The sequence below is a fragment of the Sporosarcina sp. P18a genome, from assembly GCF_002743135.1.
Lineage (GTDB): Bacteria > Bacillota > Bacilli > Bacillales_A > Planococcaceae > Sporosarcina.
Genome location: NZ_PDYQ01000008.1, coordinates 36,883 through 62,367, shown reverse-complemented (window position 1 = coordinate 62,367; position 25,485 = coordinate 36,883). Strand labels below are relative to the sequence as shown.

Below are 25,485 nucleotides of genomic sequence, written 5' to 3'. Positions count from 1 at the left end.
TCAGTCAGATGAATTTTTGACGAAGTGAATAACACCAAATAAGGTGCATATTTTGAAGGAGGAAAACGACTATGACGACGGAAGAAAAGATTTATGACGTAATCATCGTGGGTGCAGGACCAGCAGGTATGACAGCGGCTGTCTATACATCACGAGGAAATATGTCTACATTAATGTTAGAAAGAGGCGTGCCAGGCGGTCAAATGGCTAACACAGAAGAAATAGAGAACTATCCTGGATTTGAAAGTATTTTAGGTCCAGATCTCTCCACAAAAATGTTCGATCATGCGAAACGTTTTGGAGCAGAATATGCTTACGGTGACGTAACGAAAATCCAAGACGGCCGCGAATTCAAAACAATTTATGTGGGCGAGAAACAATATAAAGCACGTGCAATCATCTTGGCAACAGGCGCAGAATACCGCAAGATAGGCGTTCCGGGCGAAGAAGAATTGACTGGTCGTGGTGTGAGTTATTGTGCGGTATGTGACGGAGCATTCTTCCGTAATAAAGATATCGTCGTAATTGGCGGCGGTGACTCGGCGGTAGAAGAAGGTTCATACTTAACACGTTTTGCTAACAAGGTAACAATCATCCACCGTCGTGATACATTGCGTGCACAAAAAATTGTACAAGAGCGTGCATTCGCAAATGAGAAGATTGATTTCATTTGGAATTCAACGGTTAAGCAAGTGAATGAAAAAGATGGTAAGATTGGTTCCTTGACGCTCGTCTCCACTGAAGACGGTTCTGAACGCGAAATGGAAACGGAAGGTATGTTCGTTTATATAGGATTGGATCCCATAACAGGGCCTTTCAAAGATCTCGGCATTTTGGATGAAAACGGCTATATCGAAACGAATGATATTATGGAAACAAAAATTCCTGGTATTTTTGCTGCTGGCGATGTGCGGGAGAAATTATTACGCCAAGTCGTGACGGCTACAGGAGACGGCAGTATTGCAGCTCAAGCAGCTCAGAAGTATATTGAAGAGTTGGCGGAAGAAGTAGAAGCAAAGGCATAAACGATCGTTGAAATTGTAACGTGTGTGTAATCGTCTTGCAATATAAGAGAGGGATAATAGAAAAAGAAAGACACCCCCTTTCATAATATAGCAACTTTGTGGCTATTTACGGTATAATCTTCCGTGAATAGCCGTCTTTTTTTTTCGTTTTCAATGAAAGCGTTGTATACTATACATACATACTTGAAAAGTGGGGAACTACATATGCAAAAAATTGCTAACTTGCTCGTGGTGAAAGACGGTCAAGTCCTATTACTAAAGAAGCCGAGGCGTGGATGGTATGTGGCACCGGGAGGGAAAATAGACGAAGGTGAATCGGTCTATGAAGCAGCTCATCGTGAATTTCTCGAAGAAACCGGTGCGCAGGCAATCTCGCCACATGTAAAAGGCATATATACGATGATGATTATGGATGATGAGGGTATAGAATTATTGAACGAATGGTTACTCTTCACATTTGTCGCACATGATTATTCCGGGGAATTGATGAAGACAACTATCGAAGGTGAATTAGAATGGCATCCGCTAGAAAGTTTGCATACACTGCCAATGGCGGAAGGTGATCGCAAGAATTTGCTCTTTGCGGTTAATCAGAAAGGCATGCAGTATGGAACATTCTATTATACAGAGCAATTCCGCCTCTTGCGGGAATCACTTCAACAATCAATGGAAGGTGAATAATATTTATGGATCAACCACAAGTGGTAAATGAATATGAAGTGGTAATTATTACGGGTATGTCAGGTGCAGGCAAGACAGTCGCTATGCAATGCTTTGAAGACATGGGATTCTATTGTATCGACAACTTACCACCCGAATTATTTGTAACATTCCTCGATTTGATGATGAAGTCGAATAATCAGATGAGACGTATTGCCGCAGTGATGGATACGCGCGGAGGAAGTTTATTTGATTCCATGATTACTGCACTCGAAGGATTATTCAAGATGGAAGATGTCAAAACCAGCTTATTGTTCCTGGATTCAGATGATGAAGCTCTTGTAAAACGTTATAAAGAAACACGCAGATCACACCCATTATCTGAAGGTGGCGTGTTACTCGAAGGGATTCGGAAAGAGCGTCATTTGCTGACTGAAATAAAAGGACTTTCACGTTCTATTATTGATACATCGAAATTAAAGCCTAAGCACTTACGGGAAAAAATCACACGGGAGTTTTCTGAAGCAGGCGAGCCGAACTTCACCTTGAATTTTGTATCATTTGGTTTCAAGCATGGGATGCCGATTGATGCAGATGTAGTATTCGACGTCCGATTTTTACCGAACCCATTTTACTTGGAGGAATTACGTCCGTTGACAGGTTTGAATCATGAAGTATCGGATTATGTATTGAAATGGGCGGACACGAAAGAATTAATTGAGAAACTAACGGACTTATTCAAGTTCTTAATTCCACAGTACAAACAAGAAGGAAAAGGTCAGGCAGTCATAGCGTTCGGTTGTACAGGTGGTCAACACCGTTCTGTTACACTCGCCGAATACTTTACAGGCGTTTTTAAAGGCGATTACCCAACACATGTATCGCATCGGGATGTTGAAAAAAGAAAGGGTTGACATGAATATGCAATCCACTACGAGGAAACGCGTTGTTGTGTTCGGAGGCGGTACAGGATTATCTAATATCCTTCGCGGTTTAAAGCGTTATCCAATTGAATTGACAGCTATTGTGACGGTGGCGGATGATGGGGGAAGTTCAGGTCGTTTATTGGACCAGTACAACGTCCCGCCACCTGGAGATATAAGACAGGTTATGGCAGCGCTTTCAGATGTCGAACCCATGATTGAAAAAATGTTCCAGCATCGCTTTGAGGGATCAGATGGATTGAAGGGACATTCTCTTGGGAATTTGATGCTTACGGCCTTAACAACGATTACTGGTGATTTCGCCCGTGCAGTCGAGCAGATGGGCGCTGTTCTGAATATTAAAGGAACCGTATTACCTGCTGCAAATCAGCGAATTACCTTGCATGCAGAGCTTGAAGATGGTTCAATCATTACAGGCGAATCGAAAATTCCTCTCTATGGAAGGAAAATCCGTAACGTTTTCATCACGCCTCAAGATGTAAAACCATTACCGGAAACAGCCGATACGATAAAAAATGCAGATTTAATCGTATTTGGTCCGGGAAGCTTGTATACTAGTACTTTGCCAACACTTTTAGTGCAGGACATTCGTGAAGCAATTCTCGAAAGTGCTGCAAAAAAAGTTTATGTTGGTAACTTAACCACACAACGTGGCGAAACATATCGCTATACTGCTTCTGAGCATGTTCAGGCGCTCTATGATCATGCGGGAGAACCGTTTCTTGATGCAGTTCTAGTGAATAATGTAGAAGCGTTCAGACGTATGCATAACCTGGCTGAAAATGAAGAGCCTTGGCTTGTGGAGAATGATTTGGAGTGCCTGCAAGCGCTAGTGCCTGAAGTATTTGTGCAAGAGATCGCGTCTCTTATCGATGGGACGGTTATGCATAAAACAATGGAAGTGTCAGATATGTTGATGCGTTATATAGAGAGAACGTAGAAGGCGGATAGATGTGAAAATCGCCGAAGAGGGGGAATATCATGTCTTTTGCATCCAAAACAAAGAAAGAATTGACGCAGATTGAAACGGATGATTGTTGTACGAAAGCAGAAATTGCGGCATTCATCCGTATGAATGGTGTTATGTCTTTTTCAAATAAACAACTTAGTCTTGACGTTCAAACGGAAAATGCCTCTATTGCGCGTCGTTTGTATTCGAATGTGAAGGCGTTGTATCCATATAAAGTGGAATTGCTTGTTCGGAAAAAAATGCGTTTAAAGAAAAACAATGTCTATATTTGCCGGATTCGTGATGGAGCCAAGCACTTACTGGAAGAATTATCCATTATGACACATGACTTCCAAATGATTAACACGATCGATCCACAGCTAATTGAAAAAGACTGCTGTGCACGCGCATACTTACGGGGAGCTTTCCTGGCAGGAGGTTCCGTTAATAATCCGGAGACGTCTTCTTATCACTTGGAAGTCTTCTCGAGCTATCAAGAACATAGTCAATCACTTGTTGAGTTGATGAACCATTTTCATTTGAACGCAAAGTCTATTGAACGCAAAAAAGGATTTATCGCGTATCTGAAAGAAGCAGAAAAAATATCCGATTTCCTGGGCATCATCGGTGCACATGTATCCCTAATGAAGTTTGAGGATGTGCGAATCATGCGAGATATGCGCAACAGTGTGAATCGGCTAGTGAATTGTGAAACCGCTAATCTGAATAAGACGATTGGTGCAGCACAAAGGCAAGTAGAAAATATTAAGTTGATTGAGCGCACGATTGGTTTAGATCAATTACCGGAACGTCTACAAGAGATTGCTCAATTACGTGTTACTCATCAAGATGTGACGCTAAAAGAGCTAGGCGAGCTAGTAACCGGTACACCGGTTAGTAAATCGGGTGTCAATCATCGTTTGCGTAAGATTGAGGAAATCGCAGATCGATTACGGTAAATTATTAGTAGATCCTTCTTAAGAAGAGGAAGAAAAGGAGCACACAATATGGTAGAAAAAACAGTGAAAGTAGGAATTAAACCTGGTTTGCAAGCGAGACAGGCGGCGTTATTCGTGCAGGAGGCCAATAAGTATACGGCTGATATTTATTTGAAGAAGGATAATCGTCAAGTGAATGCAAAGAGTATCATGGGGATTATGAGTTTGGCGATTGCGAAGGGAACAGAGATCACATTGATTACGGACGGGATTGATGAAGATTTGGCTCTTCAGAATTTAGCTGAGATAGTGGAAGAGGAGCAATGAGTTGGATATGGGTGGCGATGACCTTTTTGAGGTTTCGTCATCTTTTTTTGTCTTTTCGCTTAGTAAAGGGAGACGTGGAGAAGTTGTTGGTCTGCGTTCCAGGCGGACGCTTTCCGGAGGGCGTGGCCCGAGCCGCTTCCTTCACTTTGTTCAGTCCAGGTTCTCGAACTCACGCTGATCCTCTCGGAGTCGCCGCCTGAAACGAAGACCAACAAGTGTCTCTTTCTGGAGTTAGAGAGCTAGTGCATTTGATTGGTAAAAATAAAACCCAACCCAAACCAAACCAAACTTATATAAAAATACAAAACAAAAAGGTTGTCACGGAAGGCCATTTGGCGTTCCGGACAACCTATAGTGATTATTTCTTTTCGATTTCGCTGCGTTCTAGAACGTGGTCGATTAGGCCGTATTCTTTAGCGCGCTCGGCAGTCATGAAGTTATCGCGATCCGTGTCTTTTGCGATGACGTCGATTGGCTGACCTGTGCGATCTGAAAGGATTTGGTTTAGTTTTTCACGTAGGTGCAAGATGCGTTTAGCGGCAATTTCGATTTCAGTTGCCTGACCTTGTGCGCCACCTAGTGGTTGGTGAATCATTACTTCTGCGTTTGGCAGAGCGTAACGTTTACCTTCTGTACCAGCAGTTAGCAAGAATGCACCCATAGATGCTGCCATACCTACACAGATTGTGCGGATGTCTGGCTTGATGTATTGCATTGTATCGTAGATTGCCATACCTGCTGTGATACTTCCACCTGGGCTGTTAATGTAAATGGAGATATCTTTTTCTGGATCTTCAGCTTCCAAGAATAGCAGTTGTGCAACGATGGAGTTTGCCACGTTGTCGTCAATGCCGCTCCCCAACATGATAATACGGTCTTTTAATAGACGAGAGTAGATGTCGTACGCTCGCTCACCACGATTTGTTTGTTCAATAACTGTAGGAATTAGATTCAATTAGACTTCCTCCTTTAATCACTTCATAATATTCGTTCGGTTGAAATCATTTCGTATTTCAACTATAACTGTATTTTACCTATTAAGGTCAACAAAGGTCAAATCATTTGCCTTAAAAATACACATTGCTTTTCATTATATTCTACGATATAATGGAAGATGTCTCTTACAGAAGAAAAGCTTTTTTCTGTAGTTGAGTAATTATAGTTAAAGCTTGATACTACACGTTTAGTCCTCGTGGTGCAATGGATAGCACGCAAGCCTCCGAAGCTTGAAATGTGGGTTCGACTCCCGCCGAGGGCATCATAGTGAAGCGTTTGAACAGTTCGCATTTTGCGATTATGCTCAAACGCTTTTTTTATGCTCGAATTTCTATTGCTCTCGGCTTTCTATTCTTTATTTTCCCCGTCTGGCACTTCTTTTAAACTTCGTTGCTAAATATCTCTTAGCAATCTTGGGTTTCATATAAGTATTCACGAATCGCTTGGCTTGGCGAACGCTGGCTGTTTGGCTAGATCACGGAATATAGGACGCAAGTTACCGGTGTCCTACACAGCGGTTTCCACTTTTTTATCCGAGACGAAGTGCTCTTTTTCAACTAGGAATGAAACGAGTAAACTACCAACGATTGCCCATAAAGGTGCGCTGATGTTCAGGAAGCTAATATCTGACATACCGATGATTAAAGAAAAGAATGCGCCCATCTGGAAGTTGTTTGCTGAGAAAGCTTTCTTCAGTGAATTCATGAGAACACCGAGCATAGCAAGTCCAGCGATGACACTGACAATTACTCCCGGCATGGCGATGACGAGAGGAACTACCGCCGCCGCAAACAAGCCGAAGGTTGAGAATAGGACACCGCATACTGCTGAAGCCACGTACCGGCTCTCTTTTCTTCCTACGTCATCAGCCGAACAAATGGCTGTCATAGGGCCTGCGATGTTGATGGCATGTGCCCCGAAAAAAGAGCCGAACAACCCAATAACAGAACCATGAATCGCCATCATATTATTCGGAGGCTTATAACCCTGAGCTGTCAGTACGCCGGATGCTTGGGCATTTTCTGTACAGATAATCAGGAGGGCAAGCGGTATGCCAATAGACAGGGCGGCGTTTAGATTGAAGCTGGGCATAATCAGCTGCGGCAGTATAAATACACTGGTGATGTCTTGCAATTGGAACTCATTCATAAAGACAGCTAATATAACAGCGATTAGTAGCGCCAATAAAACCGGTGGGAATTTCTTCAAAAAGCGTGTTGACAGTAAAAATACCAAAATAGTAGAGCCTGCCAATAGTGGGGAAACCGTGACGGAGGTAATCATTTCTGTGGAAAAACGGATCATGACACCGACAATCATCCCCATGACGATCGGCACTGGTATCCACTTCATCACTTTGTCGATTATGCCCGATGAACCTAGAATGATTACTAACACATGCGCCACTAAATAGGCCCCGATGGCTTCTTGAAGAGAGAAATGGGTTAAAGATCCAGCAACTAATACTGCACCGGCAATGGAGTGGGCGCCTGCGATAGGCTGACGATATCGTAATGAAAGAAAAATACCGAGCAATCCACTGAAAAAATAAACGGCAAATATCCAACTTATGGTCTCGCTGTAAGATAAGCCACCGCTTGTTGCGCCACCAATGATGATTAAAGCTGGACCTGTGCAACCGAAGATTGCTGCCACCAACCCTGCGCTGATGGTATTTAAGTTTGTGTGATTACCCAGATCTTTCAAGTGCGCACGCAGAGTAGTTATTTTCACATATCCCAGCCTCCCAACTAAAAAAGTGCGTTTCCATTTCCACGGTAAAATGGTGCAGATGCTGCTTCGCCATGGAAACGAAAAGAATTTCTGGAAACAATCTTTCTGCAGTAGATTAATTATTTAGAAATATAAGCGCTTACATTAATGATTTAATTACATGTCACTTCCATTTCATGGTTGATGATGGAGTATATAATTTTCTTGACAGGCGCAGCAATTATAGAGCTTTTTCTGTACTGCACATAGACTCTGTTCGGGATATTAGAGATATCTTCAATACTTTTGACGATTATATCATTTTTATTTAATCTATGGATTCCAAGAGATGGTGTAATACCGATTCCTATTCCACTTTCGATAATCGTTACCAGCATTTCGTTATTGTCTACATCAATTCGTTTAATATCGGGAACACCGACCAACTTCTGATCAATTTCGTTCCAGAGATTGGATTTACGTTTGTAGCTGATCAGCGTTTCACCTTCGAGGTCACCGATTGCGAGTTCATCCTTTTCAGCCAGATGATGGTCTTTACCTAGAACAACGACTAAATTATTATCAAAAAGATATTCCGTTATGATTTCCGGGCGGTGGGCGCTAACATTTCGGGTGAATACTAAATCCAATTCACCTGATAAAATCTGTTCATTCAGACTGCAAGAATCTTCACCTTCAATTATCGTAATATTTAAGTTTTCAATCGTAATGATTGCGTTCAGGAGTTCAGTCATAAAGGAATAGGAATAACCGGGTGAAAAACCAATTCTGATTTCCGGGAAGTTGGAATGCTTTGTTACTTCTTTTGAATGGTTCATATACGTTAATATGTTCGTTGCATATTCAAAAAAAACCGTGCCTTCTTTTGTCGGAACAATCTTCCGGCCGACTCGTTCAAATAACGAGCAGGACAACTCGAGCTCCAGATTCTTTATCCGGGCTGTGACTGTAGGCTGTGTAACATTTAGCAAATTTGCTGTTTTTGAATAGCTCTTCTGTTCCACGATTGTCAAAAAAGTTTCCAGCTGAGTTTTATCCAATTGCTTACCCCCTATGCAGATAATGAGATGGAATTTATTCCAAATTGGTAATTATTCAATAAGTATAGCACTAGATTTAAAGCTGTCAAAAACATTTTTCAGTCGTACTACCCAAATGATTTTTTCCTTCATCTATAGAGCAGATACTAAATCTACCAAACATTTTCACTGTAGGGGTCTGGAAAAGTTGAACACATAGTAAGACGTGGAGACACCGGAAAACTCGTATAAAAAAATCTTCAGAATAGTCCAAATAACAAATTATATTCGATTGGTGTTATCTCTTTTCACATCTTATACTGAGAGTAAGTTAAGTTCATTGAACTGACACAATTACAAGTTTACTTGGGAAACAAGTTTGAGGCGCTTTCCTCAAAGCATAGGAATCCAGCGGAAGGGAAATTGTTTTCTGTCGAAAAATGTATGCGGTTACATTCAGTGAATTAAAATGGATCATTATTCTTTCAGGAAACTGAGCACTCAAACAGGTGGTTTTCATTTCACTAATTCGTCCATAACAATTGTGTTAGTGATTGGAGTGGTAAAAGTTCCACACAGTGTAGAAAGCACTCAATGAATGATAACTGGACACTGTATACAGCGAAGAGTCACCTTTTAGTGACTGACCGTAGGATATGAACAGGGAACTGAATTTCTTTTGACTACCGGATCAAAAATGTATGGTTTTCACAAATCGAAGGAGATGACTGAAATTATGACTAGTCAGCAACAGGAATTACTTTTAGAAGGCAAGGTTGCAATTGTGACAGGTTCTTCAAGAGGCATCGGGAAAGCGATTGCAATCGGACTTGCACAGCAGGGAGCAAATGTATTAGTAACTGGAACAAATCCTGAACGTACAAAAGCCGTTTCAGAGGAGATTACCAAGGAGACGGGTCAGCAATCGGATTATTATATCGGTGATCTGTCCAAGGAAGAGAATGTCGCGGAAATGACTGACAAGGCGATTCAAAACTGGAAGAAGATAGATATCCTAGTCAACAATGCAGGTGGCGGTGTCATTCTACCGTTCCTAGAACAGACACCGGAAACGTTGAAAACAACCATTGACCGGAATTTATGGACGATGCTCTGGTCATGCTATAAAGTTCTACCTCATATGGTCGAGCAAAATTACGGAAGAATCATAAACATCGGTGCAGATTCAGTCCGTAACGGTTTATGGGATCATGCGGCATATAACGCTGCGAAAGGCGGAGTTCACGCTATTGTTTCGGGATTAGGGAGAGAATTTGCGAAGAGTAATATTACCGCGAACGTCATCGCCCCTCCAGCAGTAGAAGGAGAGCTGCTCGATGATATCCGTGACCGGGATACTAAACTAGTAAACCGCTATATCGATATTATCCCGATCGGAAGGGGAGCTTACCCCGAAGAGGTTGCAGATGCAGTTGTGTTCTTGGCTTCCGATAAAGCGTCATTTATAAATGGTCAGGTAATTAGTGTGAATGGCGGAAGTACAATGCAATAAAATCGAATTGCCAGACCGGATCTACATTTAGAATTGTAAATACTAATTTGGGTGCAGTGGAAGTACTGCCAACATGAAGGGGAGGAAACATAATGAAAAGCTATATCATTGAGAACGCCAAGAAGTCTGAGTTTTCCGTTCACCGCAGCGTCTTTACGAGTCACGATGTATTACAGGAAGAACGTGAGAAGATCTTCAGCGAGTGTTGGATCTATATTGGACATGAATCAGAGCTTCCGAAAAACGGTGATTTTAAGAGAAAGAAAGTCGGCGGACGAAACCTCATATTCACTCGTGATAATGAAGGCGTAATCAGGGCTCTATATAATTCCTGTCCTCACCGCGGTGCGTTAGTCTGCAGGGAAAATGAAGGAAACACTAAGGTTTTCAGATGCTTCTATCACGCCTGGACATTTAAAAATGACGGAGAGCTCGTAGGGATGCCAGGCAAAGACGGATTCCCTGATACATTCAACTGTGATGGTTCTAAAAACATGACGGAAGTCTCCCGCTTGGAAAGTTATCGCGGCTTTATGTTTGTAAACTATGACAGCGAAGCAGTTTCGTTGGAAGAATACCTTGGAAATGCGAAGGAATATATCGATTTGGTGGCAGACCAGTCAGATGCAGGATTGGAAGTTCTGGGGGATCCGCAGCAATACAGTGTCCGTGCAAACTGGAAGCTGATTTCTGAGAACAGTGTGGATCTTTACCACGGCATGCCGACACATAAAACCTATTTTGATATTAAAGCCGCTCAGGATCCTACGATGAGAAAAGCAGTTCTTGAAGGAAAAGGAATTGACCTTGGGAACGGTCATGCGGTAATTGAATACATTGCGCCTTGGGGAAGACCGGTTGCGGAGTGGACGCCTGCATGGGAGGAAGAAGACAAGAAGGAAATACAGGAACTAAAAGACAAACTGATTGAACTACATGGTGAAGAGCGCGGGGAACGAATAGCCAAATATAACCGGAACATATTGATCTTCCCAAACCTAGTCATAAACGACATCATGGCAATCACGGCACGGACCTTCTATCCTACTGAACCGGGTTATATGGAAGTGACAGGGTATTCGTTGGCTCCTAAAGACGAGAGCGAAAAGTTCAGATTGCGAAGAAATGATAACTTCCTCGAGTTTCTCGGGCCTGGCGGATTTGCGACTCCGGATGACAACGAAGCTCTTGAGCTGTGTCAGGAAGGATACTTGAACAATTCAGAAGTGGAATGGAACGATATTTCAAAGGGAATGAACCGCGAACAAGCACAGGCTACGGACGAAGAGCAAATGAGAAGTTTCTGGAGAAGATGGAATGAAATTATGACGAAAGAAAATGTGAAAGAGGAGGTTTTATCATGACAGAGACGCTTCTGAGCACCAAGGTTACTATAAGCATCCAGCAGATTAAGGAATTTCTTTACTACGAATCAGAACTCCTTGATGAGTGGAAACTGGTGGAGTGGTCTGAACTGTTTACGGATGACGGTACGTACGTTGTGCCACCGCTTGGCAATCCGGAAGCTGATCCTGCAAAGTCGATTTTCTATATCAATGATACTCGTTCACGTCTGAAAGAAAGAGCGGAGCGTCTGTTAAAAAAAGAAGCACATGTGGAATATCCGCATTCTACTACGATACGTAATGTGAATAATGTACGGATTAAAGGTCAGGAAGGCGATTCTCTTCATGTGCGCTGCAACTTCTCGACATACCGGACAAAGCGTGAAGTGCTGGATTGTTTTGTTGGTGTTAATGACTACAAGCTGATTGTGAAAGACGATAAAATCATGATCCAAGACAAAAAAGTTACCCTAAAGCATGATAGCCTACGTCCTCACGGGAAAATCAGTCTTATTTTATAAGGGTTTGCCGTGTAGATCTAAATTTTACCTAGCTAGGAGAGGAACAGCCATGGTTGAACAGTCTGAGATAGTAGATGTAACAATTATCGGCGGCGGTCCAGTCGGCATGTTTACAGCATTTTACGCGGGTATGCGCCAAATGACAGTAAAAGTCATCGAAAGTCTTCCGCAGTTGGGTGGACAATTAGCTGCCTTGTACCCTGAGAAATATATTTATGATATCGCTGGGTTCCCTAAAGTGAAAGCCCAAGATCTTGTAGATAATCTCACGGAGCAAATGAAACAATTTGAAACAACAGTTTGTTTAAATGAAGTTGTCGAACATGTGGAGAAACAAGCAGAAGGTCATTTCAAATTGACAACTAGCCAATCGACACATTACTCTCGCACCGTCATCATCACTGCAGGCAACGGAGCCTTTCAGCCGAGAAAGATGAATATAGAGAGGGAAGAGGAATTTGCGGAAGGAAATCTTCATTACTACGTTACGAATATGAGTGACTTTGCAGGGAAAGATGTCATCTTATTTGGCGGTGGAGATTCAGCTGTAGATTGGGCTTTGATGTTAGAGCCAATCGCGAGCAAAGTTTCCCTCATTCATAGAAGAGATAAGTTCCGTGCACACGAACACAGTGTAGAGCTACTGAAACAATCCAAGGTAGAAATCTTGACGCCGTACGTACCAGCGAAGTTGGAAGGCAGCGAAAGAATAGAAAAAGTGACAATCAAAGAAGCAAAAGGCGAGATAAGTAAGGTGATAGAAGTGGATGATGTACTTGTAAACTTTGGTTTTGTATCTTCATTGGGCCCTATCGGTCAATGGGGGTTGGAAATTGAAAAGAATTCCATAGTCGTCAATTCGAAAATGGAAACTACTATAGAAGGAATTTATGCAGTTGGAGATATTTGCACATATGAGGGGAAAGTGAAACTCATTGCAACTGGGTTTGGCGAAGCACCGATTGCAATCAGCCATGCAAAGGTTCACATAGACCCGGAAGCAAAGGTGCAGGCTCCGCACAGTACCAGTGTGATGTCAGAAACGGAACAAAAGACGGAAAAGGCAGAAAAAGCAATCAGCGTCAGCTAATTAGTAAACATAATGCTCTGTATACTGATAAGTATTTAACAATTTAACAATCCAATCGTTTATAGCTTCCGTTATTTGAAGGACAGAATACTCAACCCGAACGAAAAGTGAAGTGACATGAGGAGGATGCGATATCGTAAAATATACAGTCGTTGATCAGGATACTTGTATTGCGTGTAGTGCATGTGGAATAGCGGCACCTGATTTGTTTGATTACGATGACGAAGGGACTTCATTTGCCATTCTGGATGACAACCAAGGTCATACACCGGTGCCTGAAGAGTTAGTTGAAGATTTAGAGGATGCTTATGACAGTTGTCCATCAGGCTCAATCAAAATGGCAGATACACCCTTTACATGTGAGAAAAGTGAAGCAGGCTAAGTGAATGAGGTTTCATCATCGAGGCAGCGGCCTATTGATATCATTATAAAATACTGGAGATGAATAAAGTTATGATCACAAAAACAAAAGTGCAAGCAATCGACAGCCGTCACTTTATCGACGGAAAATATATCGAAATCGATAAAAATAAGAGCTTTGAAAATATTAATCCGGCAACTGAAGAAGTACAGGCGATCGTGGCAGAAGGCGGTAAGGTAGAAGTGGATGCAGCGGTAAAGGCTGCTAGAAAAGCACTTAACGGACCGTGGAAAAATGTCACGTTGGAAGAACGTTCTAAAATGCTTCGCAAAATCGGTGATCTGATCCTAGAAAGACAGGAAGAACTGGCGCGCCTTGAAGCATTGGACACAGGGAAACCCTTCTCCCTAGCCAACTCTGTAGATATCCCGAGAGCGGCATACAACTTCCATTTCTTTGCTGACTATATTACATCAGTCGGAACGGACGCTTATCAGCAGAACAGTGAAGCTCTGCATTATACACTGCGCCGTCCTGTCGGTGTGGTGGGGATGATTAAGCCTTGGAATCTGCCATTGCTTTTGCTTACTTGGAAACTAGCTCCTTGTATCGGTATGGGGAACACAGTTGTCGTGAAACCGGCTGAATGGACACCGATGACAGCCACTGTACTCATGGAAATCATTAAAGAAGCGGGCGTTCCGGACGGGGTCGTGAACTTGGTTCATGGATTCGGACCAGGTTCAGCGGGCGGCGCGATTTCAGAGCACCCTGACGTGGATGCGATTTCATTCATCGGGGAGCCGAGTACGGGATCCGCCATCATGAAGGCGGGCGCTGATTCATTGAAGAAGCTTTCCTATGAATTGGGCGGTAAAAACCCGAATATCATTTTTGCTGACGCAGATATAGATGAGGTGGTTGCAACAACAGTCAAGTCCAGCTTTATAAACCAAGGTGAAGTTTGCCTATGCGGATCACGAATTTACGTCGAACGGTCGGCGTATGACGAGTTCCTGGAAAAGTTCACAGCCAAAGCGAAAGAATTAAAAGTCGGACAGCCATTTGATGCAGATACAAATGTAGGCGCACTGGTGAGTAAAGAACACTACGACCGTGTAAACAGCTATATCGATATTGCCCGGGAAGAGGGCGGAGAATTCGTGATAGGCGGTAAAAGACCTGAAGGAATCGACAAAGGATATTTCCTGGAGCCGACGATTATTACCGGCCTCAAAAATGATTCTCGCTGTATCAAAGAAGAAATCTTCGGACCTGTCGTAACGGTCGTTCCGTTTGACACAGAGGAAGAAGTCATTGAACAGGCAAATGATACACATTACGGGCTGAGTGCTTCGATCTGGACAACGAACCTAAAACGAGGACACCGTGTGGCACATCAAATTGAAGCAGGAATTATTTGGGTGAATACATGGTTCCTTCGTGACCTTCGCACACCTTTTGGGGGGATGAAGCACAGCGGCGTGGGGCGTACGGGCGGCATGCATAGTATCGATTTCTATTCCGAGTTGTCAAACATAACAATAAAACTGTAAAGGCGGGGAAGTGATTATGGCAACGGAAGTGGCTATGAAACAAAAAAAATATGCGGAATCTTTGCTAGAAGCGGAGAACACATTAGTCGGGATTCCTCCTTTAACAGAGGCTGATCCGGAACTGACAGTGGAAGAAGCTTACTCTATTCAACTGGAAAATATCAAAAAGAAAACAGCTGACGGTCAAACGATTATCGGTAAGAAAATTGGATTGACATCAAAGGCCATGCAGAACCTACTCGGGGTAGATGAACCGGATTACGGTCATCTGCTCGACAGCATGGTCATTGAAAACGGAGGGCTCGTACCAAAGGATAAAGTACTCTTGCCTAAAGTAGAAGGGGAAATTGCCTTTGTTCTGAAGAAAGATCTAAAAGGTCCGAATGTCACGACGCTGGACGTCCTGCAGGCTACCGATTATATACTTCCTTCTATTGAAGTAGTAGACAGCCGGGTGAAGGACTGGAAGATAAAATTACCGGACACAATCGCTGATAACGCATCTTCTGCTTTCTATGCTCTTGGCGGTAAGCCGGTGAAAGTCGAAGATGTCGACATGGAACTGCTTGGTATGGTGCTGACAAAGAACGGCCAACTGGTAAATACAGGAGTGGGGGCAGCCGCGCTCGGAAATCCAGCTCAATGTGTTGCGTGGCTCGCGAACAGACTCGCGGACTTCGATATTTCATTGAACGCGGGTGAAGTGATATTGTCAGGAGCTCTTTCAGCAGCTGTTGAAGCAAAAGAGGGCGATACCTTTACAGCAAAATTTGCGCATCTTGGCGAGGTGAGCGTGCATTTTTAAATGCACATGATCAGTATAAATTAGTTTCCATGAGAGGGGTATACGATGAAAAAAGTGAAAGTAGCGATTCTTGGATCCGGAAATATAGGAACAGATCTCTTGTTGAAATTGAGCAGATCCCCTATTTTGGAACTCACAACGATGATTGGCATAGATGCTGAGTCGGATGGATTGAAGAAAGCGGCGGAGCACGGTTACGAAGTCATCACTACTGGTATTGACGGCTTCCTAGAACGACCTGAGCTCGCTGATATCATTTTTGATGCAACTTCTGCCAAAGCACATATCTATCATGACGAAGTGCTACGAAAAGCAGGCAAAAAAGTCATTGATATGACACCTGCGGCAATCGGCCCGATCGTTGTCCCACCGGTTAATCTAGATGAACATTTGGACGCGGACAACATCAACCTGATCACTTGCGGTGGCCAGGCGACGATTCCGATCATCCATGCCGTTCATCAAGTACAAGCAGTGGAATACGGAGAGATTGTCTCCACTATTTCCAGTCAAAGTGCGGGACCGGGTACACGGGCAAATATCGATGAATTTACCCAAACAACAACCCGTGGCATTCTCGAAGTGGGTGGAGCTAAAAGAGGAAAAGCAATCATTCTGCTAAATCCCGCAGAACCGCCGATCCTTATGCGGAACACGATTCATATACAGGTGGAAGAGGAAGCGAAGACAGAAGAAATTACTGCTTCAATCCGTGAAATGGAAAAAGAAGTCCAATCATATGTACCGGGCTATCGACTCAGACAGGAACCGATTTTTGACGGGAAAGATATTACCGTGTTCGTCGAGGTAGAGGGGGTAGGAGATTACTTACCTACATACTCCGGTAATTTGGATATTATGACAGCATCTTCTGTGAAGATGGCGGAAGAGTGGGCAAAGCATAAAGTAGCCAATATACCGGTCTGATTGATATTCGATAGAAATGAAAGAAGGGAATGAGAAGATGAACAGTAAACGAGAAATAATACTGACAGAAGTTGCATTACGTGACGGAAGCCATGCGGTTCGTCATCAATTCACAGTAGATCAAGTAAAATCTATCGCTAAAGGTTTGGATGATGCGAACGTACCGTATATAGAAGTTTCTCATGGAGACGGGCTTGGCGGTTCTTCCATGCAGTATGGATTGTCATTGACAAACGAAATGGAACTAATCGAAGCGGCCGTAGCCGAGGTGAAGCAGGCAAAGATTGCGGTACTTCTTATACCGGGTATAGGGACCATGCCGCATTTGAAGGAAGCAGCCGGGCTGGGTGTAAAAATGGCACGCGTCGCGACACATGTCACAGAGGCGGATGTCTCTGCGCAGCATATCGCGTATGCGAAAGAGCTAGGTTTAGAAACAGTCGGCTTCCTGATGATGTCCCATATGGCGTCTCCGAAGAAATTGCTGGAACAGGCAAAACTGATGGAGAGCTACGGGGCGGACACTGTATATGTTGTGGATTCAGCTGGAGCACTGTTGCCTCACCAGGTTAAAGAGAGAATTACATTGCTGAAAGAACATCTGACCGCAAATATCGGTTTCCACGCACATAATAATCTGTCGCTGGCAATGGCGAACACGCTTGCTGCGATGGAAGCGGGCGCTACACGGATCGACGGCAGTATCCGCTGCCTCGGTGCCGGAGCCGGAAATACACAGACCGAAGTGGCGGTTGCGGTGCTCGATAAGATGAATATTCATACTGGCATTGATTTGTATAAGATCATGGACGTTGCAGAAGATTTAGTGGCGCCAATTCTGGAAACACCACAGGAGATCACACGCGGTAGTCTAGTTCTCGGTTATGCGGGCGTATATTCAAGCTTCTATCTTCATGCACAAAAAGCAGCCGAACGATTCGGGATCGATTCCCGCAGCATTTTAATTGAACTTGGCAAGCGCGAAGTAGTTGGCGGTCAGGAAGACATGATCATGGACGTAGCCGCGGAGTTATCCAAACGGAAAGCGGAAGTTGCTGTATAAAAGGAGAGGGTATCGTGAGTACAACAGTGTATCAGGAAATTGCCGATTATCTAGTGGCAGGCGAAGAAGAAAAGCGTGAAGTGAAAAAAGTGACCGCCGAACTGAAGAAAGATTTGACAGTGGAAGAAGGATACCAAGTCCAAGAGAAGATCGTTTCTCGGAAACTAGCTGAAGGACGGAAAATAGTAGGCCCTAAAATGGGATTGACCAGCAAAGCGAAAATGGACCAGATGAATGTCGATGAGCCAATTTATGGATATGTCTTCGATTATATGGTCATCGACAATGGCGGAAAGGTTTCTCTGAGTGATTTAATTCATCCGAAAGTGGAGGCGGAAATTGCTTTCATTATAGATGAGGATATCGAAGGACCCGGCATTACAGGTGCTCAGGTATTGGCTAAGACCAAGTCGGTCATCCCGGCTCTCGAGATTATCGACAGTCGTTATGAGAATTTTGATTTTACATTACCCGATGTTGTAGCGGATAATGCGTCTACCTCTCGAGTGGTTTTCGGTACTTCGCCGAAATGCCCGTCGGAGTTTGAACTGGATGTAGTCGGTGCCACATTGGCGATTAATGGCGAAATCAAGGAATTAGGTGCCGGTGCCGCGGTACTCGGCCACCCTGCGAATGCCATTGCGATGCTCGCTAATATGCTTGCACGTAAAGGCGAGAAGATCCGTAAAGGTGATGTCATTTTATCAGGTGCTTTAACAGGTGCCGTCCTGCTTGAAAAGGGAGATACGGTGCTTGGAAAGTTCGACGGGCTTGGCGACGTGTCGTTTATAGTAACTGAGTGAGAAGGAGGATGTAACGGATGCCACTGATACATGTAGAGATGATTGAAGGCAGACCTGAAGAAAAGGTTTCGGAGTTGATCCGCAATATCACGGAAGTAGTTTCATCCACACTGGATGCACCAAAAGAAGCGGTACGGGTTATCGTTTCGGAAGTACCGAGCACGCACTGGGGCGTTGCGGGACAGACGATGGCTGAGAAAAGAGCAGCCGTTAAGTAAGTGAAAATCAGAAATCCGAGCGGGGTAATAATGAAGTAACATATAAAAAATAAAACTAACAGACAGGGGACAGAAACTATGAGTATCTCGAATAACGTAATTGTGGAAGAACACGCATTAATGAAAGAACTTGAAAAATATACAACAAGTATTGCGCATCTTGGCCATGTAGAAATGGGCGTTACGGATCTCGAAAAATCACTCTGGTTCTTTACAGAAGTAATGGGCCTTGCGGTTTCTGCCCAGGAAGAGGATCGGGTGTATCTAAGAGCATGGCAGGATTTCGATCACCACACATTAGTTCTTCAGCAGGCGGATGTGTCAGGCGTTCAGCAAATCGGCTGGCGCGTAAGCAATAAAGGTGCTTTGAAAGCATTTGAAAAGCAGTTTAAGGATATGGGAATTGAGCACAACTGGGTGGAAGCGGGGAAGAAAAAGGCGCAAGGCGACACGCTTCAGTTCCGTTCTCCTTCAGGTCTACCAGCAGAATTGTATTGGGAAAAAGAGAAGTTCATTACGGATGATCCGAACGTTGCTTCAAAATTGCCGAGCCACCCAAGTAAATATACAGGCAAGGGAGTATCTCCGCGCCGCTTTGACCATGTAAATATTATGGTAAACGATGTAGCGAAAGAGCAGGAATGGTGGACAGATCTACTTGGAATTCACCACCGTTACTACGTTCAGAATGAGGAAGACGTGCGTCTTGGTTCATGGTTGAGTCGAACGAACGTAGCGCATGAAATTGCTTTAATGCGCAATGCCAATCAAGATGGAGCGCTATTCCATCACTTGGCATACTACTTGGATTCACCGGATGAGCTAATCCGCGCAGCAAACTTGATGGCAGAGAACGGCATTAAGATCGAGTGGGGTCCGGGCAAGCACGGGACGAGCGGTGCACAGTTCATCTACGTCATCGAGCCTTCTGGAAACCGTGTGGAAATCTGGACTGGCGGATTCTTGATCTTCTCTCCAGACTGGGAGCCGATCGGATGGAACCCAGAAGTTGGACCGCTTGGTTTGGACCTGTGGGGAAGCAAGGCGCCGGAAAGTTACTTCACTTACGGAACAAAGCTTCTTTAAGTTGCGTGTCCAGTAAAACAGATATACGAAAATAAATAATGAGGTAGATGAAGCAAACGTCTACCTCATTATTTTTTATAAATAAGTATAAAGAATAGGGGTTGGGGCGAAATGGTGAAAAAGACATTGCGTGTAGATTTTCATACACATATCATCCCGGAGGATTTTCCGGATTTGGCAGCGAAATATGGTGATCCGCGTTTTCCGGTAATGGAGAAAACCTGTGACTGCGGGGCGGAAATCTTTATCCAGGGAAAGTCATTCCGTAAAATTACGGATCAGGCATGGGATATTGAAAAGAGAATCGAAGACATGAATAACGAAGGGATCGATATTCAAGTCCTGTCGCCAATTCCGGTCACACTTGCCTACTGGAGTACCCCGGAGGCTGGTTTGGAACTTTCACAAATACAGAATGATTTTATCGCATCCATCGCCAAGGAGTATCCGGAGCGGTTTATTGGTTTAGGGACGGTGCCGCTGCAGGATGTAGAAATTGCCATACAGGAAATGGATCGTGCCGTGCATGAACTGGACTTAAAAGGGCTTCAAATTGGTTCCAATGTGAACGGACAAAACCTTGACGATCCAGCGCTGGAACCTTTCTTCGCGGCAGCGGAGAAATGGAATGTGCCACTTTTTGTACACCCATGGGCGACACTCGGCGGCGAGAGAATGCCAAGACATAATTTCATGTATATGGTCGGCATGCCGTCAGAAACGGCACTGGCCGCGGGAAGTATTATTATGAGCGGACTATTGGACCGATACCCGAAACTGAAGATCTGCTTCGCGCACGGCGGGGGAGCGCTCCCTTATCTGCTTCCACGTATGGATAAAGGCTGGGAAGTGTGGCCACATATCAGAAAAACTGAAAAACCGCCAAGCCATTATGCAAATAAACTCTATTATGATTCACTAGTGTACGACCCGGTGAATTTGCAGTATATGATTGATAAATTCGGTGCGGAACAAATTATTGCGGGTTCCGATTATCCATTCCTGCTGCGCGAAGCACCGTCCGGCAAAGTGGTCGATCTATTGGAAGGTATTTCGGATGAAGATGCAAGATTGATACACGGACAGAATGCATTAAAGTTCCTCGGAATTCATGAAATGGCCGCATCGAAGTAAAGACGCTGGAAAACCTTTTGATCTTTGTTATTTGTCACTTTCCTAATCAGCTTGCCTGTACCAAACAAAAAAATATGTTTGCCTTTCCAAAGGAGGAAATTAGTTGAAGCCCATTCAAGTCTTAAAAACTGTTGACGAATCAAAATTTAATCGTTTTCACGGCTTACTCGTTTTTTGGTGCGCGTTTATCATCATCTTTGATGGATATGATTTAATCGTATACGGATCAATAGTTTCAATATTGATGGAAGAATGGTCTTTAACATCAGTACAGGCAGGAACGATAGGCAGTTATGCATTGATTGGCATGATGCTAGGCGCCTTCATATTTGCACCTCTCGCTGACCGGATTGGACGAAAGAATGTCATTCTCTTCTGTGTCATCCTCTTCAGTTCGTTTACGGGATTGATTGCATTTTCGAACGGCCCGACAGAATTCGGAATCTACCGCTTCATCGCGGGGCTCGGGCTCGGCGGCGCATTCCCGGTTACCGTTGCGCTGGTAACGGAATATGCACCGCGAGTCATGAAAAATCGATTGGTGACACTGATGTTATGTGGTTATGGGATTGGCGGAATGTTTGCTGCAGGACTGGCTATCTATCTGATCCCTGCTGCGGGCTGGAAAGCGATGTTTTTAGTCGGTGCCATTCCGTTGCTAGCTGTACCTTTGCTGTACAAACAACTTCCTGAATCACTCGGTTTTCTGATGGCGAAGCAAGAAAACAAGAAAATTGGCGAGGTACTGGCGAAAGTCAATCCTTCCTATATACAAAAGGATGATGATGTCTACGATATTTCTGTTCCGTCAAGGAAAGGCATACCGGTATCCAAGTTATTCGAAAACGGGCGGACGGTCAGTACGATCCTGTTCTGGTTTAACTTCTTCCTCTGCCTGCTGATCACATACGGCCTCGGAACGTGGTTGCCTAAGTTAATGTCAGAAGCGGGCTACAGCTTAGGATCTAGCTTGACATTCCTTTTAGTACTGAATATGGGTGGAATTGCTGGAGCGTTAATTGGCGGTTGGCTCGCAGACCACTGGAGAACGAAAAACGTCTTGACGATGTTCTTTTCTTTAAATGCGCTTTCATTGATTGGCATGAGTTTCCATCCGACTGTTTCCATGCTGTATATTCTGATAGCCGTAGCGGGTGCCACGTCCATAGGTTCGCAGATTGTTTTATACTCATTCGCTTCACAGTTCTATCCAACAGAAGTCCGTTCCACAGGAATTGGCTGGTCGTCCGGAGTGGGAAGAGTAGGCGGCATTATTGGTCCCGTAGTGGGCGGCGCGTTGCTCGGTCTAAGTCTTTCCTTCCAGCAGAATTTCATGGTGCTGGCCATACCGGGATTATTGGCCGCATTCGCGATCTCGTTTATTCGTGAAAAGCAATTTGCCGACAAACCGGTGAGTGTGGTTCCAACTCTTGCCACCAGCAAAGCGATCGACAAGTAAAATTACGTTTACATGAAAAATAATTTAGTGGAAAGCCCATATTATGTGGGCTTTTTGCGTTGCATCGATTATCTACATGAGAAAAAACTAGTGGCGATTCGCTGCCTATCAAAATAGTACATAAACTATGTGACATCAGGCGCTAAACTCATACGGGGAGAAACAAACGTACTTTGTTTAGCTCACTGTGCAAATGGGGAATGCTATCTGTAGGTGCTAATGAGAACAGGGACAAATAGCTCACAATTAGTTCGTATACAAACTCTCGGGGCCTTCTGTAAGAGTAGTTTGGAGGCAACCAGCTGAGTAACAAACTGTTTTTTTAAATTGTGAATAAGTCTGGAGGTGTTCAGGATGGATTACTTAGTGAATGGTGGAAAGCTTGTAATCGGCTTGGTGGCTCTCCTAGTTATCATAAGATTACTAGGGAAAAAACACCTGAGTCAAATGACACCGTATGATGTGGTGTATCTCCTCGTATTCGGTGGCATTCTTGAAGAGAGCCTCTATGACGAAAAGATATCCATCCCAATGTTTTTATTTTCGGTTGTGGTGTGGGCAACTGCCATTTATGCCGTGGAGAAAATTGTCACCCTATCTAATCCGTTACGTATATTGATTAAAGGAGAAACGGACAAGTTGATCCATGATGGGCAAATTAATAAAAAATTGATGGATAAAAACCAATTAGAAATGGAGCAGTTAAGAACGATGCTGCGCATGAAAGGGATTTTTTCGCTAAGAGAAGTACGGGATTTATTTATCGAGCCAGGAGGAGATATTTCAGTTAATCAATACGCCAAGTATAAACCCGTAACTGCTCAGGATATTAACCTGGAGAACTGTGAAGAAGAACCGACTGTACTACTAATTGATGAAGGACAAGTGAAGAAGGAAGTCTTAGACTTTATTGGCAAAACGGAGTCATGGCTTTATGCTGAAATGGAACACATAGGGCATGTGAATCTTCAAAATATATTGTATTGCGAATGGTCAAAAACAGAAGGCTTTTTTATAAAAACATATGCTGACGTTAGTAATAGCCAGAAGTGAAAAATCGGAAAATTAGTTAGGAAGAATCTATTCATCCTGGCGCAATCAACTATTTTTTATAAAATACAGCAAATCATGCTTCTAGAAGTCATTTCAGAAGATTCCATTATAGATAGTACGGTTGTCATCGTTGCACCTGAATTACCATCTAATTATTGCTTATAAGGATTCGATCAATATATATAGGCCCCACACAGTGAGAAAAGAGGTTATCTCACCGAGTGGGGCCTATATTAATCAAGTATATTTCCTGTCTAACTGACAACCGATTTAAGAAACTGAAAGCCACCACCATAGCCCTGTCAACGTAATGAGGAGAGTAGGCACAGTCAATATTATACCCACTTTGAAATAATATCCCCAAGAGATACGTATGCCTTTTAACGACAGCACATGCAACCACAGTAACGTGGCGAGCGAACCGATCGGTGTCATCTTCGGACCTAAATCAGACCCGATCACATTGGCATAAATCAACGCTTCCCGCACATTAGGCGGAACCGCAGCATCCTGGATCGCCAGCGCATCTATCATCACAGTCGGCATATTGTTCATGATCGATGACAGGATTGCCGCAATAAACCCCATGCCAATCGTAGCGGCATACAAGCCATGGCTCGATGTCCACTCGATCAACGCTGTCAAAACAGATGTCAATCCTGCATTGCGCAAGCCATAGACGACTACGTACATCCCGATGGAAAAGAACACAATAGCCCATGGAGCACCTTTGATTACCGTTTTTGTCTGCACCGCTTCGCTCGTTCTCGCAATTAGCAAAAACATGATCGCAATGGAACCGGCGATGAAGGAGACGGGTAAACCTAATGATTCACTAATGAAGTAGCCGATCAGCAACATACCGAGCACTACCCATGAAATGCTGAACAGTTTATGGTCGCGTATTGCGCTCGCAGGTGTACGCAACAACTTTTCATCAAAACGTTTCGGTATAGATTTCCGGAAATACATATACAACACGAGAATACTGGCGCCAAGGCTGAAGAAGTTCGGGATAATCATACGGCTTGCGTATTCAGCGAAACCGATACCGAAGAAGTCGGCGGAGACGATATTCACGAGATTACTGACGACAAGTGGCAAGGAAGTAGTATCCGCAATGAATCCCGACGCCATGACGAAGGGCAAAATCATTTTCTCTTTGAAATTAAGTGCACGCACCATCGCGAGGACAATGGGAGTTAGTATTAATGCAGCTCCATCATTCGCGAATAAAGCCGATACACCGGCACCAAGTAGGATGACTAGTAAAAACATTCGCACGCCGCTGCCTTTGGCGAAACGCGCCATATGTAATGCAGACCACTCGAAAAATCCGATTTCATCAAGGATCAATGAAATGATGATCAGTGCGACGAACGTCAATGTAGCATTCCATACGATAGACGTTACGTCGATGACATCAGTAAAACTGACGACGCCCGCAAGTAGGGCGAGAACTGCACCGACGATGGCAGACCAGCCGATGGATAGGTTGCGTGGTTGCCAAATAACCAAGATCAGTGTGAAAAGAAATATTAGAGAAGCCAGTATTATTTGCATGGGTCCTCCTCCTTGCTACATCCAATAGTAGGAACCGGCAATAATTTCAATAATTCCAGTAATAAGAAGTAGTGGGGATGGGAACTATTAAGTGACCAATATACCCAGCGTCCACGTCGTTCATTCAGCACGATCTCATCACTTTTTAGTCTGTGCATATGCTGACTGATTGCAGGTTGTGATACGTCTAGTAAAGTATTCAAATCACAAATGCATAAAGGTTTTTGCTCCAATGCTTTTAGTAATTGTAATCGGGATTGATCTCCAATGGTTTTTAAGTAACGTTCCATTTGTTTAGGATTCATAAAATACTCCTTTCATTCTAAGTATCTATATTGTATAAGTTAAGACTTATATATTCAATACTTTTAGACAAACAAAAAAGGAAGCCAGAG

The 25,485-nt window shown here is 43.7% G+C and carries 26 protein-coding genes and 1 tRNA gene; 22 read left to right on the top strand and 5 right to left on the bottom strand.

Translation table 11 applies throughout. The features are described 5' to 3' along the window. The first annotated feature begins 71 nt into the window (after nucleotides 1-71). The 6 genes from trxB to CSV75_RS15015 all read left to right on the top strand — a co-directional run bounded on the left by trxB (nucleotide 72) and on the right by CSV75_RS15015 (nucleotide 4,843). Nucleotides 72-1,025: a thioredoxin-disulfide reductase gene (gene trxB, locus CSV75_RS15040; protein ID WP_099676487.1), complete on the top strand. Its 954-nt coding sequence runs from the start codon at nucleotides 72-74 to the stop codon at nucleotides 1,023-1,025. A 204-nt stretch (nucleotides 1,026-1,229) separates the two neighbouring features. Continuing rightward, nucleotides 1,230-1,706, top strand: a complete 477-nt coding sequence (locus tag CSV75_RS15035; RefSeq protein ID WP_099630641.1) for an 8-oxo-dGTP diphosphatase — start codon at nucleotides 1,230-1,232, stop codon at nucleotides 1,704-1,706. A gap of 5 nt (nucleotides 1,707-1,711) precedes the next feature. Further along, nucleotides 1,712-2,599 carry an RNase adapter RapZ gene (gene rapZ, locus CSV75_RS15030; protein WP_099630642.1) on the top strand — a complete coding sequence of 296 codons (888 nt, stop codon included), beginning with the start codon at nucleotides 1,712-1,714 and terminating at the stop codon, nucleotides 2,597-2,599. A gap of 7 nt (nucleotides 2,600-2,606) precedes the next feature. Further along, the gene (locus tag CSV75_RS15025) at nucleotides 2,607-3,569 is read left to right on the top strand and encodes a gluconeogenesis factor YvcK family protein (RefSeq protein WP_369825394.1); all 963 of its coding nucleotides are present in this window, start codon (nucleotides 2,607-2,609) and stop codon (nucleotides 3,567-3,569) included. Nucleotides 3,570-3,610: 41 nt separating this feature from the next. Continuing rightward, entirely contained in the window at nucleotides 3,611-4,537 is a 927-nt protein-coding gene (whiA, locus tag CSV75_RS15020) for a DNA-binding protein WhiA (RefSeq protein WP_085131583.1), read from the top strand. 48 nt (nucleotides 4,538-4,585) lie between these two features. After that, nucleotides 4,586-4,843: an HPr family phosphocarrier protein gene (locus CSV75_RS15015; RefSeq protein WP_099676486.1), complete on the top strand. Its 258-nt coding sequence runs from the start codon at nucleotides 4,586-4,588 to the stop codon at nucleotides 4,841-4,843. 358 nt (nucleotides 4,844-5,201) lie between these two features. Here CSV75_RS15015 and clpP read toward each other — a convergent pair whose 3' ends face one another. After that, on the bottom strand, nucleotides 5,202-5,798 hold the full coding sequence (gene clpP / locus CSV75_RS15005; protein ID WP_099673766.1) for an ATP-dependent Clp endopeptidase proteolytic subunit ClpP: 597 nt from the start codon (nucleotides 5,796-5,798) through the stop codon (nucleotides 5,202-5,204). A 231-nt stretch (nucleotides 5,799-6,029) separates the two neighbouring features. Here clpP and CSV75_RS15000 point away from each other — a divergent pair. Next, a tRNA-Arg gene (locus CSV75_RS15000) sits at nucleotides 6,030-6,101 on the top strand. A 245-nt stretch (nucleotides 6,102-6,346) separates the two neighbouring features. Here CSV75_RS15000 and CSV75_RS14995 read toward each other — a convergent pair. Together CSV75_RS14995 and CSV75_RS14990 are read right to left on the bottom strand one after the other, a co-directional pair. Next, the gene (locus CSV75_RS14995) at nucleotides 6,347-7,573 is read right to left on the bottom strand and encodes a benzoate/H(+) symporter BenE family transporter (protein ID WP_233191688.1); all 1,227 of its coding nucleotides are present in this window, start codon (nucleotides 7,571-7,573) and stop codon (nucleotides 6,347-6,349) included. 152 nt (nucleotides 7,574-7,725) lie between these two features. Next, nucleotides 7,726-8,613 (bottom strand): LysR family transcriptional regulator, encoded by an 888-nt coding sequence (locus tag CSV75_RS14990; RefSeq protein WP_099676484.1) that lies wholly within the window; start codon nucleotides 8,611-8,613, stop codon nucleotides 7,726-7,728. 715 nt (nucleotides 8,614-9,328) lie between these two features. Between CSV75_RS14990 and CSV75_RS14985 the strand changes: the two genes are divergently transcribed. From CSV75_RS14985 to CSV75_RS14915, 15 genes are all read left to right on the top strand, one after another. Continuing rightward, nucleotides 9,329-10,105: an SDR family NAD(P)-dependent oxidoreductase gene (locus tag CSV75_RS14985; RefSeq protein WP_099676483.1), complete on the top strand. Its 777-nt coding sequence runs from the start codon at nucleotides 9,329-9,331 to the stop codon at nucleotides 10,103-10,105. 92 nt (nucleotides 10,106-10,197) lie between these two features. Beyond that, entirely contained in the window at nucleotides 10,198-11,469 is a 1,272-nt protein-coding gene (locus CSV75_RS14980) for an aromatic ring-hydroxylating oxygenase subunit alpha (protein ID WP_099676482.1), read from the top strand. Next, entirely contained in the window at nucleotides 11,466-11,972 is a 507-nt protein-coding gene (locus CSV75_RS14975) for an aromatic-ring-hydroxylating dioxygenase subunit beta (protein ID WP_099630648.1), read from the top strand. The genes CSV75_RS14980 and CSV75_RS14975 overlap by 4 nt, the downstream gene beginning before the upstream one ends. 49 nt (nucleotides 11,973-12,021) lie before the next feature. Further along, a complete protein-coding gene (locus CSV75_RS14970; protein ID WP_099676481.1) occupies nucleotides 12,022-13,062 on the top strand; it encodes an NAD(P)/FAD-dependent oxidoreductase in 1,041 nt (346 codons plus the stop codon). Between the two features lie 133 nt (nucleotides 13,063-13,195). Next, nucleotides 13,196-13,444, top strand: coding sequence for a ferredoxin (locus CSV75_RS14965; RefSeq protein ID WP_099630650.1), 249 nt, complete (start codon nucleotides 13,196-13,198; stop codon nucleotides 13,442-13,444). Nucleotides 13,445-13,515: 71 nt separating this feature from the next. Then, nucleotides 13,516-14,979: an aldehyde dehydrogenase gene (locus CSV75_RS14960; RefSeq protein WP_369825393.1), complete on the top strand. Its 1,464-nt coding sequence runs from the start codon at nucleotides 13,516-13,518 to the stop codon at nucleotides 14,977-14,979. A gap of 16 nt (nucleotides 14,980-14,995) precedes the next feature. Further along, entirely contained in the window at nucleotides 14,996-15,784 is a 789-nt protein-coding gene (locus CSV75_RS14955) for a 2-keto-4-pentenoate hydratase (RefSeq protein WP_099676479.1), read from the top strand. Between the two features lie 45 nt (nucleotides 15,785-15,829). After that, on the top strand, nucleotides 15,830-16,711 hold the full coding sequence (locus CSV75_RS14950; protein WP_099676478.1) for an acetaldehyde dehydrogenase (acetylating): 882 nt from the start codon (nucleotides 15,830-15,832) through the stop codon (nucleotides 16,709-16,711). A 37-nt stretch (nucleotides 16,712-16,748) separates the two neighbouring features. Continuing rightward, nucleotides 16,749-17,774: a 4-hydroxy-2-oxovalerate aldolase gene (gene dmpG, locus CSV75_RS14945; protein ID WP_099676477.1), complete on the top strand. Its 1,026-nt coding sequence runs from the start codon at nucleotides 16,749-16,751 to the stop codon at nucleotides 17,772-17,774. A gap of 14 nt (nucleotides 17,775-17,788) precedes the next feature. Beyond that, complete coding sequence (locus CSV75_RS14940) at nucleotides 17,789-18,577, top strand: 2-keto-4-pentenoate hydratase (RefSeq protein WP_099676476.1); 789 nt, start codon at nucleotides 17,789-17,791, stop codon at nucleotides 18,575-18,577. Nucleotides 18,578-18,594: 17 nt separating this feature from the next. After that, complete coding sequence (locus CSV75_RS14935; RefSeq protein WP_029054081.1) at nucleotides 18,595-18,795, top strand: 4-oxalocrotonate tautomerase; 201 nt, start codon at nucleotides 18,595-18,597, stop codon at nucleotides 18,793-18,795. Between the two features lie 78 nt (nucleotides 18,796-18,873). Further along, nucleotides 18,874-19,881, top strand: a complete 1,008-nt coding sequence (locus CSV75_RS14930; RefSeq protein ID WP_099676475.1) for a VOC family protein — start codon at nucleotides 18,874-18,876, stop codon at nucleotides 19,879-19,881. Between the two features lie 111 nt (nucleotides 19,882-19,992). Continuing rightward, nucleotides 19,993-21,015 carry an amidohydrolase family protein gene (locus tag CSV75_RS14925; RefSeq protein ID WP_099676474.1) on the top strand — a complete coding sequence of 341 codons (1,023 nt, stop codon included), beginning with the start codon at nucleotides 19,993-19,995 and terminating at the stop codon, nucleotides 21,013-21,015. Between the two features lie 103 nt (nucleotides 21,016-21,118). Further along, nucleotides 21,119-22,474: an MFS transporter gene (locus tag CSV75_RS14920; protein ID WP_099676473.1), complete on the top strand. Its 1,356-nt coding sequence runs from the start codon at nucleotides 21,119-21,121 to the stop codon at nucleotides 22,472-22,474. Between the two features lie 354 nt (nucleotides 22,475-22,828). Beyond that, the gene (locus CSV75_RS14915) at nucleotides 22,829-23,527 is read left to right on the top strand and encodes a DUF421 domain-containing protein (RefSeq protein ID WP_099676472.1); all 699 of its coding nucleotides are present in this window, start codon (nucleotides 22,829-22,831) and stop codon (nucleotides 23,525-23,527) included. 270 nt (nucleotides 23,528-23,797) lie between these two features. Here the strand turns inward: CSV75_RS14915 and CSV75_RS14910 are convergent, their stop codons facing one another. Together CSV75_RS14910 and CSV75_RS14905 are read right to left on the bottom strand one after the other, a co-directional pair. After that, the gene (locus tag CSV75_RS14910; protein WP_099676471.1) at nucleotides 23,798-25,090 is read right to left on the bottom strand and encodes an arsenic transporter; all 1,293 of its coding nucleotides are present in this window, start codon (nucleotides 25,088-25,090) and stop codon (nucleotides 23,798-23,800) included. Continuing rightward, complete coding sequence (locus tag CSV75_RS14905) at nucleotides 25,081-25,395, bottom strand: ArsR/SmtB family transcription factor (protein ID WP_099676470.1); 315 nt, start codon at nucleotides 25,393-25,395, stop codon at nucleotides 25,081-25,083. Before CSV75_RS14905 ends, CSV75_RS14910 begins: the two co-directional genes overlap by 10 nt. Between the last annotated feature and the right edge of the window lie 90 nt (nucleotides 25,396-25,485).

Excerpts from the sequence above, each read along its gene's own strand:
- CSV75_RS14975 (WP_099630648.1), top strand. The coding sequence starts at position 11,466 with ATGACAGAGACGCTTCTGAGCACCAAGGTTACTATAAGCATCCAGCAG.
- CSV75_RS15035 (WP_099630641.1), top strand. The coding sequence starts at position 1,230 with ATGCAAAAAATTGCTAACTTGCTCGTGGTGAAAGACGGTCAAGTCCTA.
- CSV75_RS14935 (WP_029054081.1), top strand. The coding sequence starts at position 18,595 with ATGCCACTGATACATGTAGAGATGATTGAAGGCAGACCTGAAGAAAAG.
- CSV75_RS14925 (WP_099676474.1), top strand. The coding sequence starts at position 19,993 with ATGGTGAAAAAGACATTGCGTGTAGATTTTCATACACATATCATCCCG.
- CSV75_RS14985 (WP_099676483.1), top strand. The coding sequence starts at position 9,329 with ATGACTAGTCAGCAACAGGAATTACTTTTAGAAGGCAAGGTTGCAATT.
- whiA (WP_085131583.1), top strand. The coding sequence starts at position 3,611 with ATGTCTTTTGCATCCAAAACAAAGAAAGAATTGACGCAGATTGAAACG.
- CSV75_RS14955 (WP_099676479.1), top strand. The coding sequence starts at position 14,996 with ATGGCAACGGAAGTGGCTATGAAACAAAAAAAATATGCGGAATCTTTG.
- trxB (WP_099676487.1), top strand. The coding sequence starts at position 72 with ATGACGACGGAAGAAAAGATTTATGACGTAATCATCGTGGGTGCAGGA.
- CSV75_RS15025 (WP_369825394.1), top strand. The coding sequence starts at position 2,607 with ATGCAATCCACTACGAGGAAACGCGTTGTTGTGTTCGGAGGCGGTACA.
- CSV75_RS14915 (WP_099676472.1), top strand. The coding sequence starts at position 22,829 with ATGGATTACTTAGTGAATGGTGGAAAGCTTGTAATCGGCTTGGTGGCT.
- CSV75_RS14930 (WP_099676475.1), top strand. The coding sequence starts at position 18,874 with ATGAGTATCTCGAATAACGTAATTGTGGAAGAACACGCATTAATGAAA.
- CSV75_RS14905 (WP_099676470.1), bottom strand. The coding sequence starts at position 25,395 with ATGAATCCTAAACAAATGGAACGTTACTTAAAAACCATTGGAGATCAA.
- rapZ (WP_099630642.1), top strand. The coding sequence starts at position 1,712 with ATGGATCAACCACAAGTGGTAAATGAATATGAAGTGGTAATTATTACG.
- CSV75_RS14950 (WP_099676478.1), top strand. The coding sequence starts at position 15,830 with ATGAAAAAAGTGAAAGTAGCGATTCTTGGATCCGGAAATATAGGAACA.
- CSV75_RS14910 (WP_099676471.1), bottom strand. The coding sequence starts at position 25,090 with ATGCAAATAATACTGGCTTCTCTAATATTTCTTTTCACACTGATCTTG.
- CSV75_RS14960 (WP_369825393.1), top strand. The coding sequence starts at position 13,516 with ATGATCACAAAAACAAAAGTGCAAGCAATCGACAGCCGTCACTTTATC.
- CSV75_RS14980 (WP_099676482.1), top strand. The coding sequence starts at position 10,198 with ATGAAAAGCTATATCATTGAGAACGCCAAGAAGTCTGAGTTTTCCGTT.
- dmpG (WP_099676477.1), top strand. The coding sequence starts at position 16,749 with ATGAACAGTAAACGAGAAATAATACTGACAGAAGTTGCATTACGTGAC.
- CSV75_RS14970 (WP_099676481.1), top strand. The coding sequence starts at position 12,022 with ATGGTTGAACAGTCTGAGATAGTAGATGTAACAATTATCGGCGGCGGT.
- CSV75_RS15015 (WP_099676486.1), top strand. The coding sequence starts at position 4,586 with ATGGTAGAAAAAACAGTGAAAGTAGGAATTAAACCTGGTTTGCAAGCG.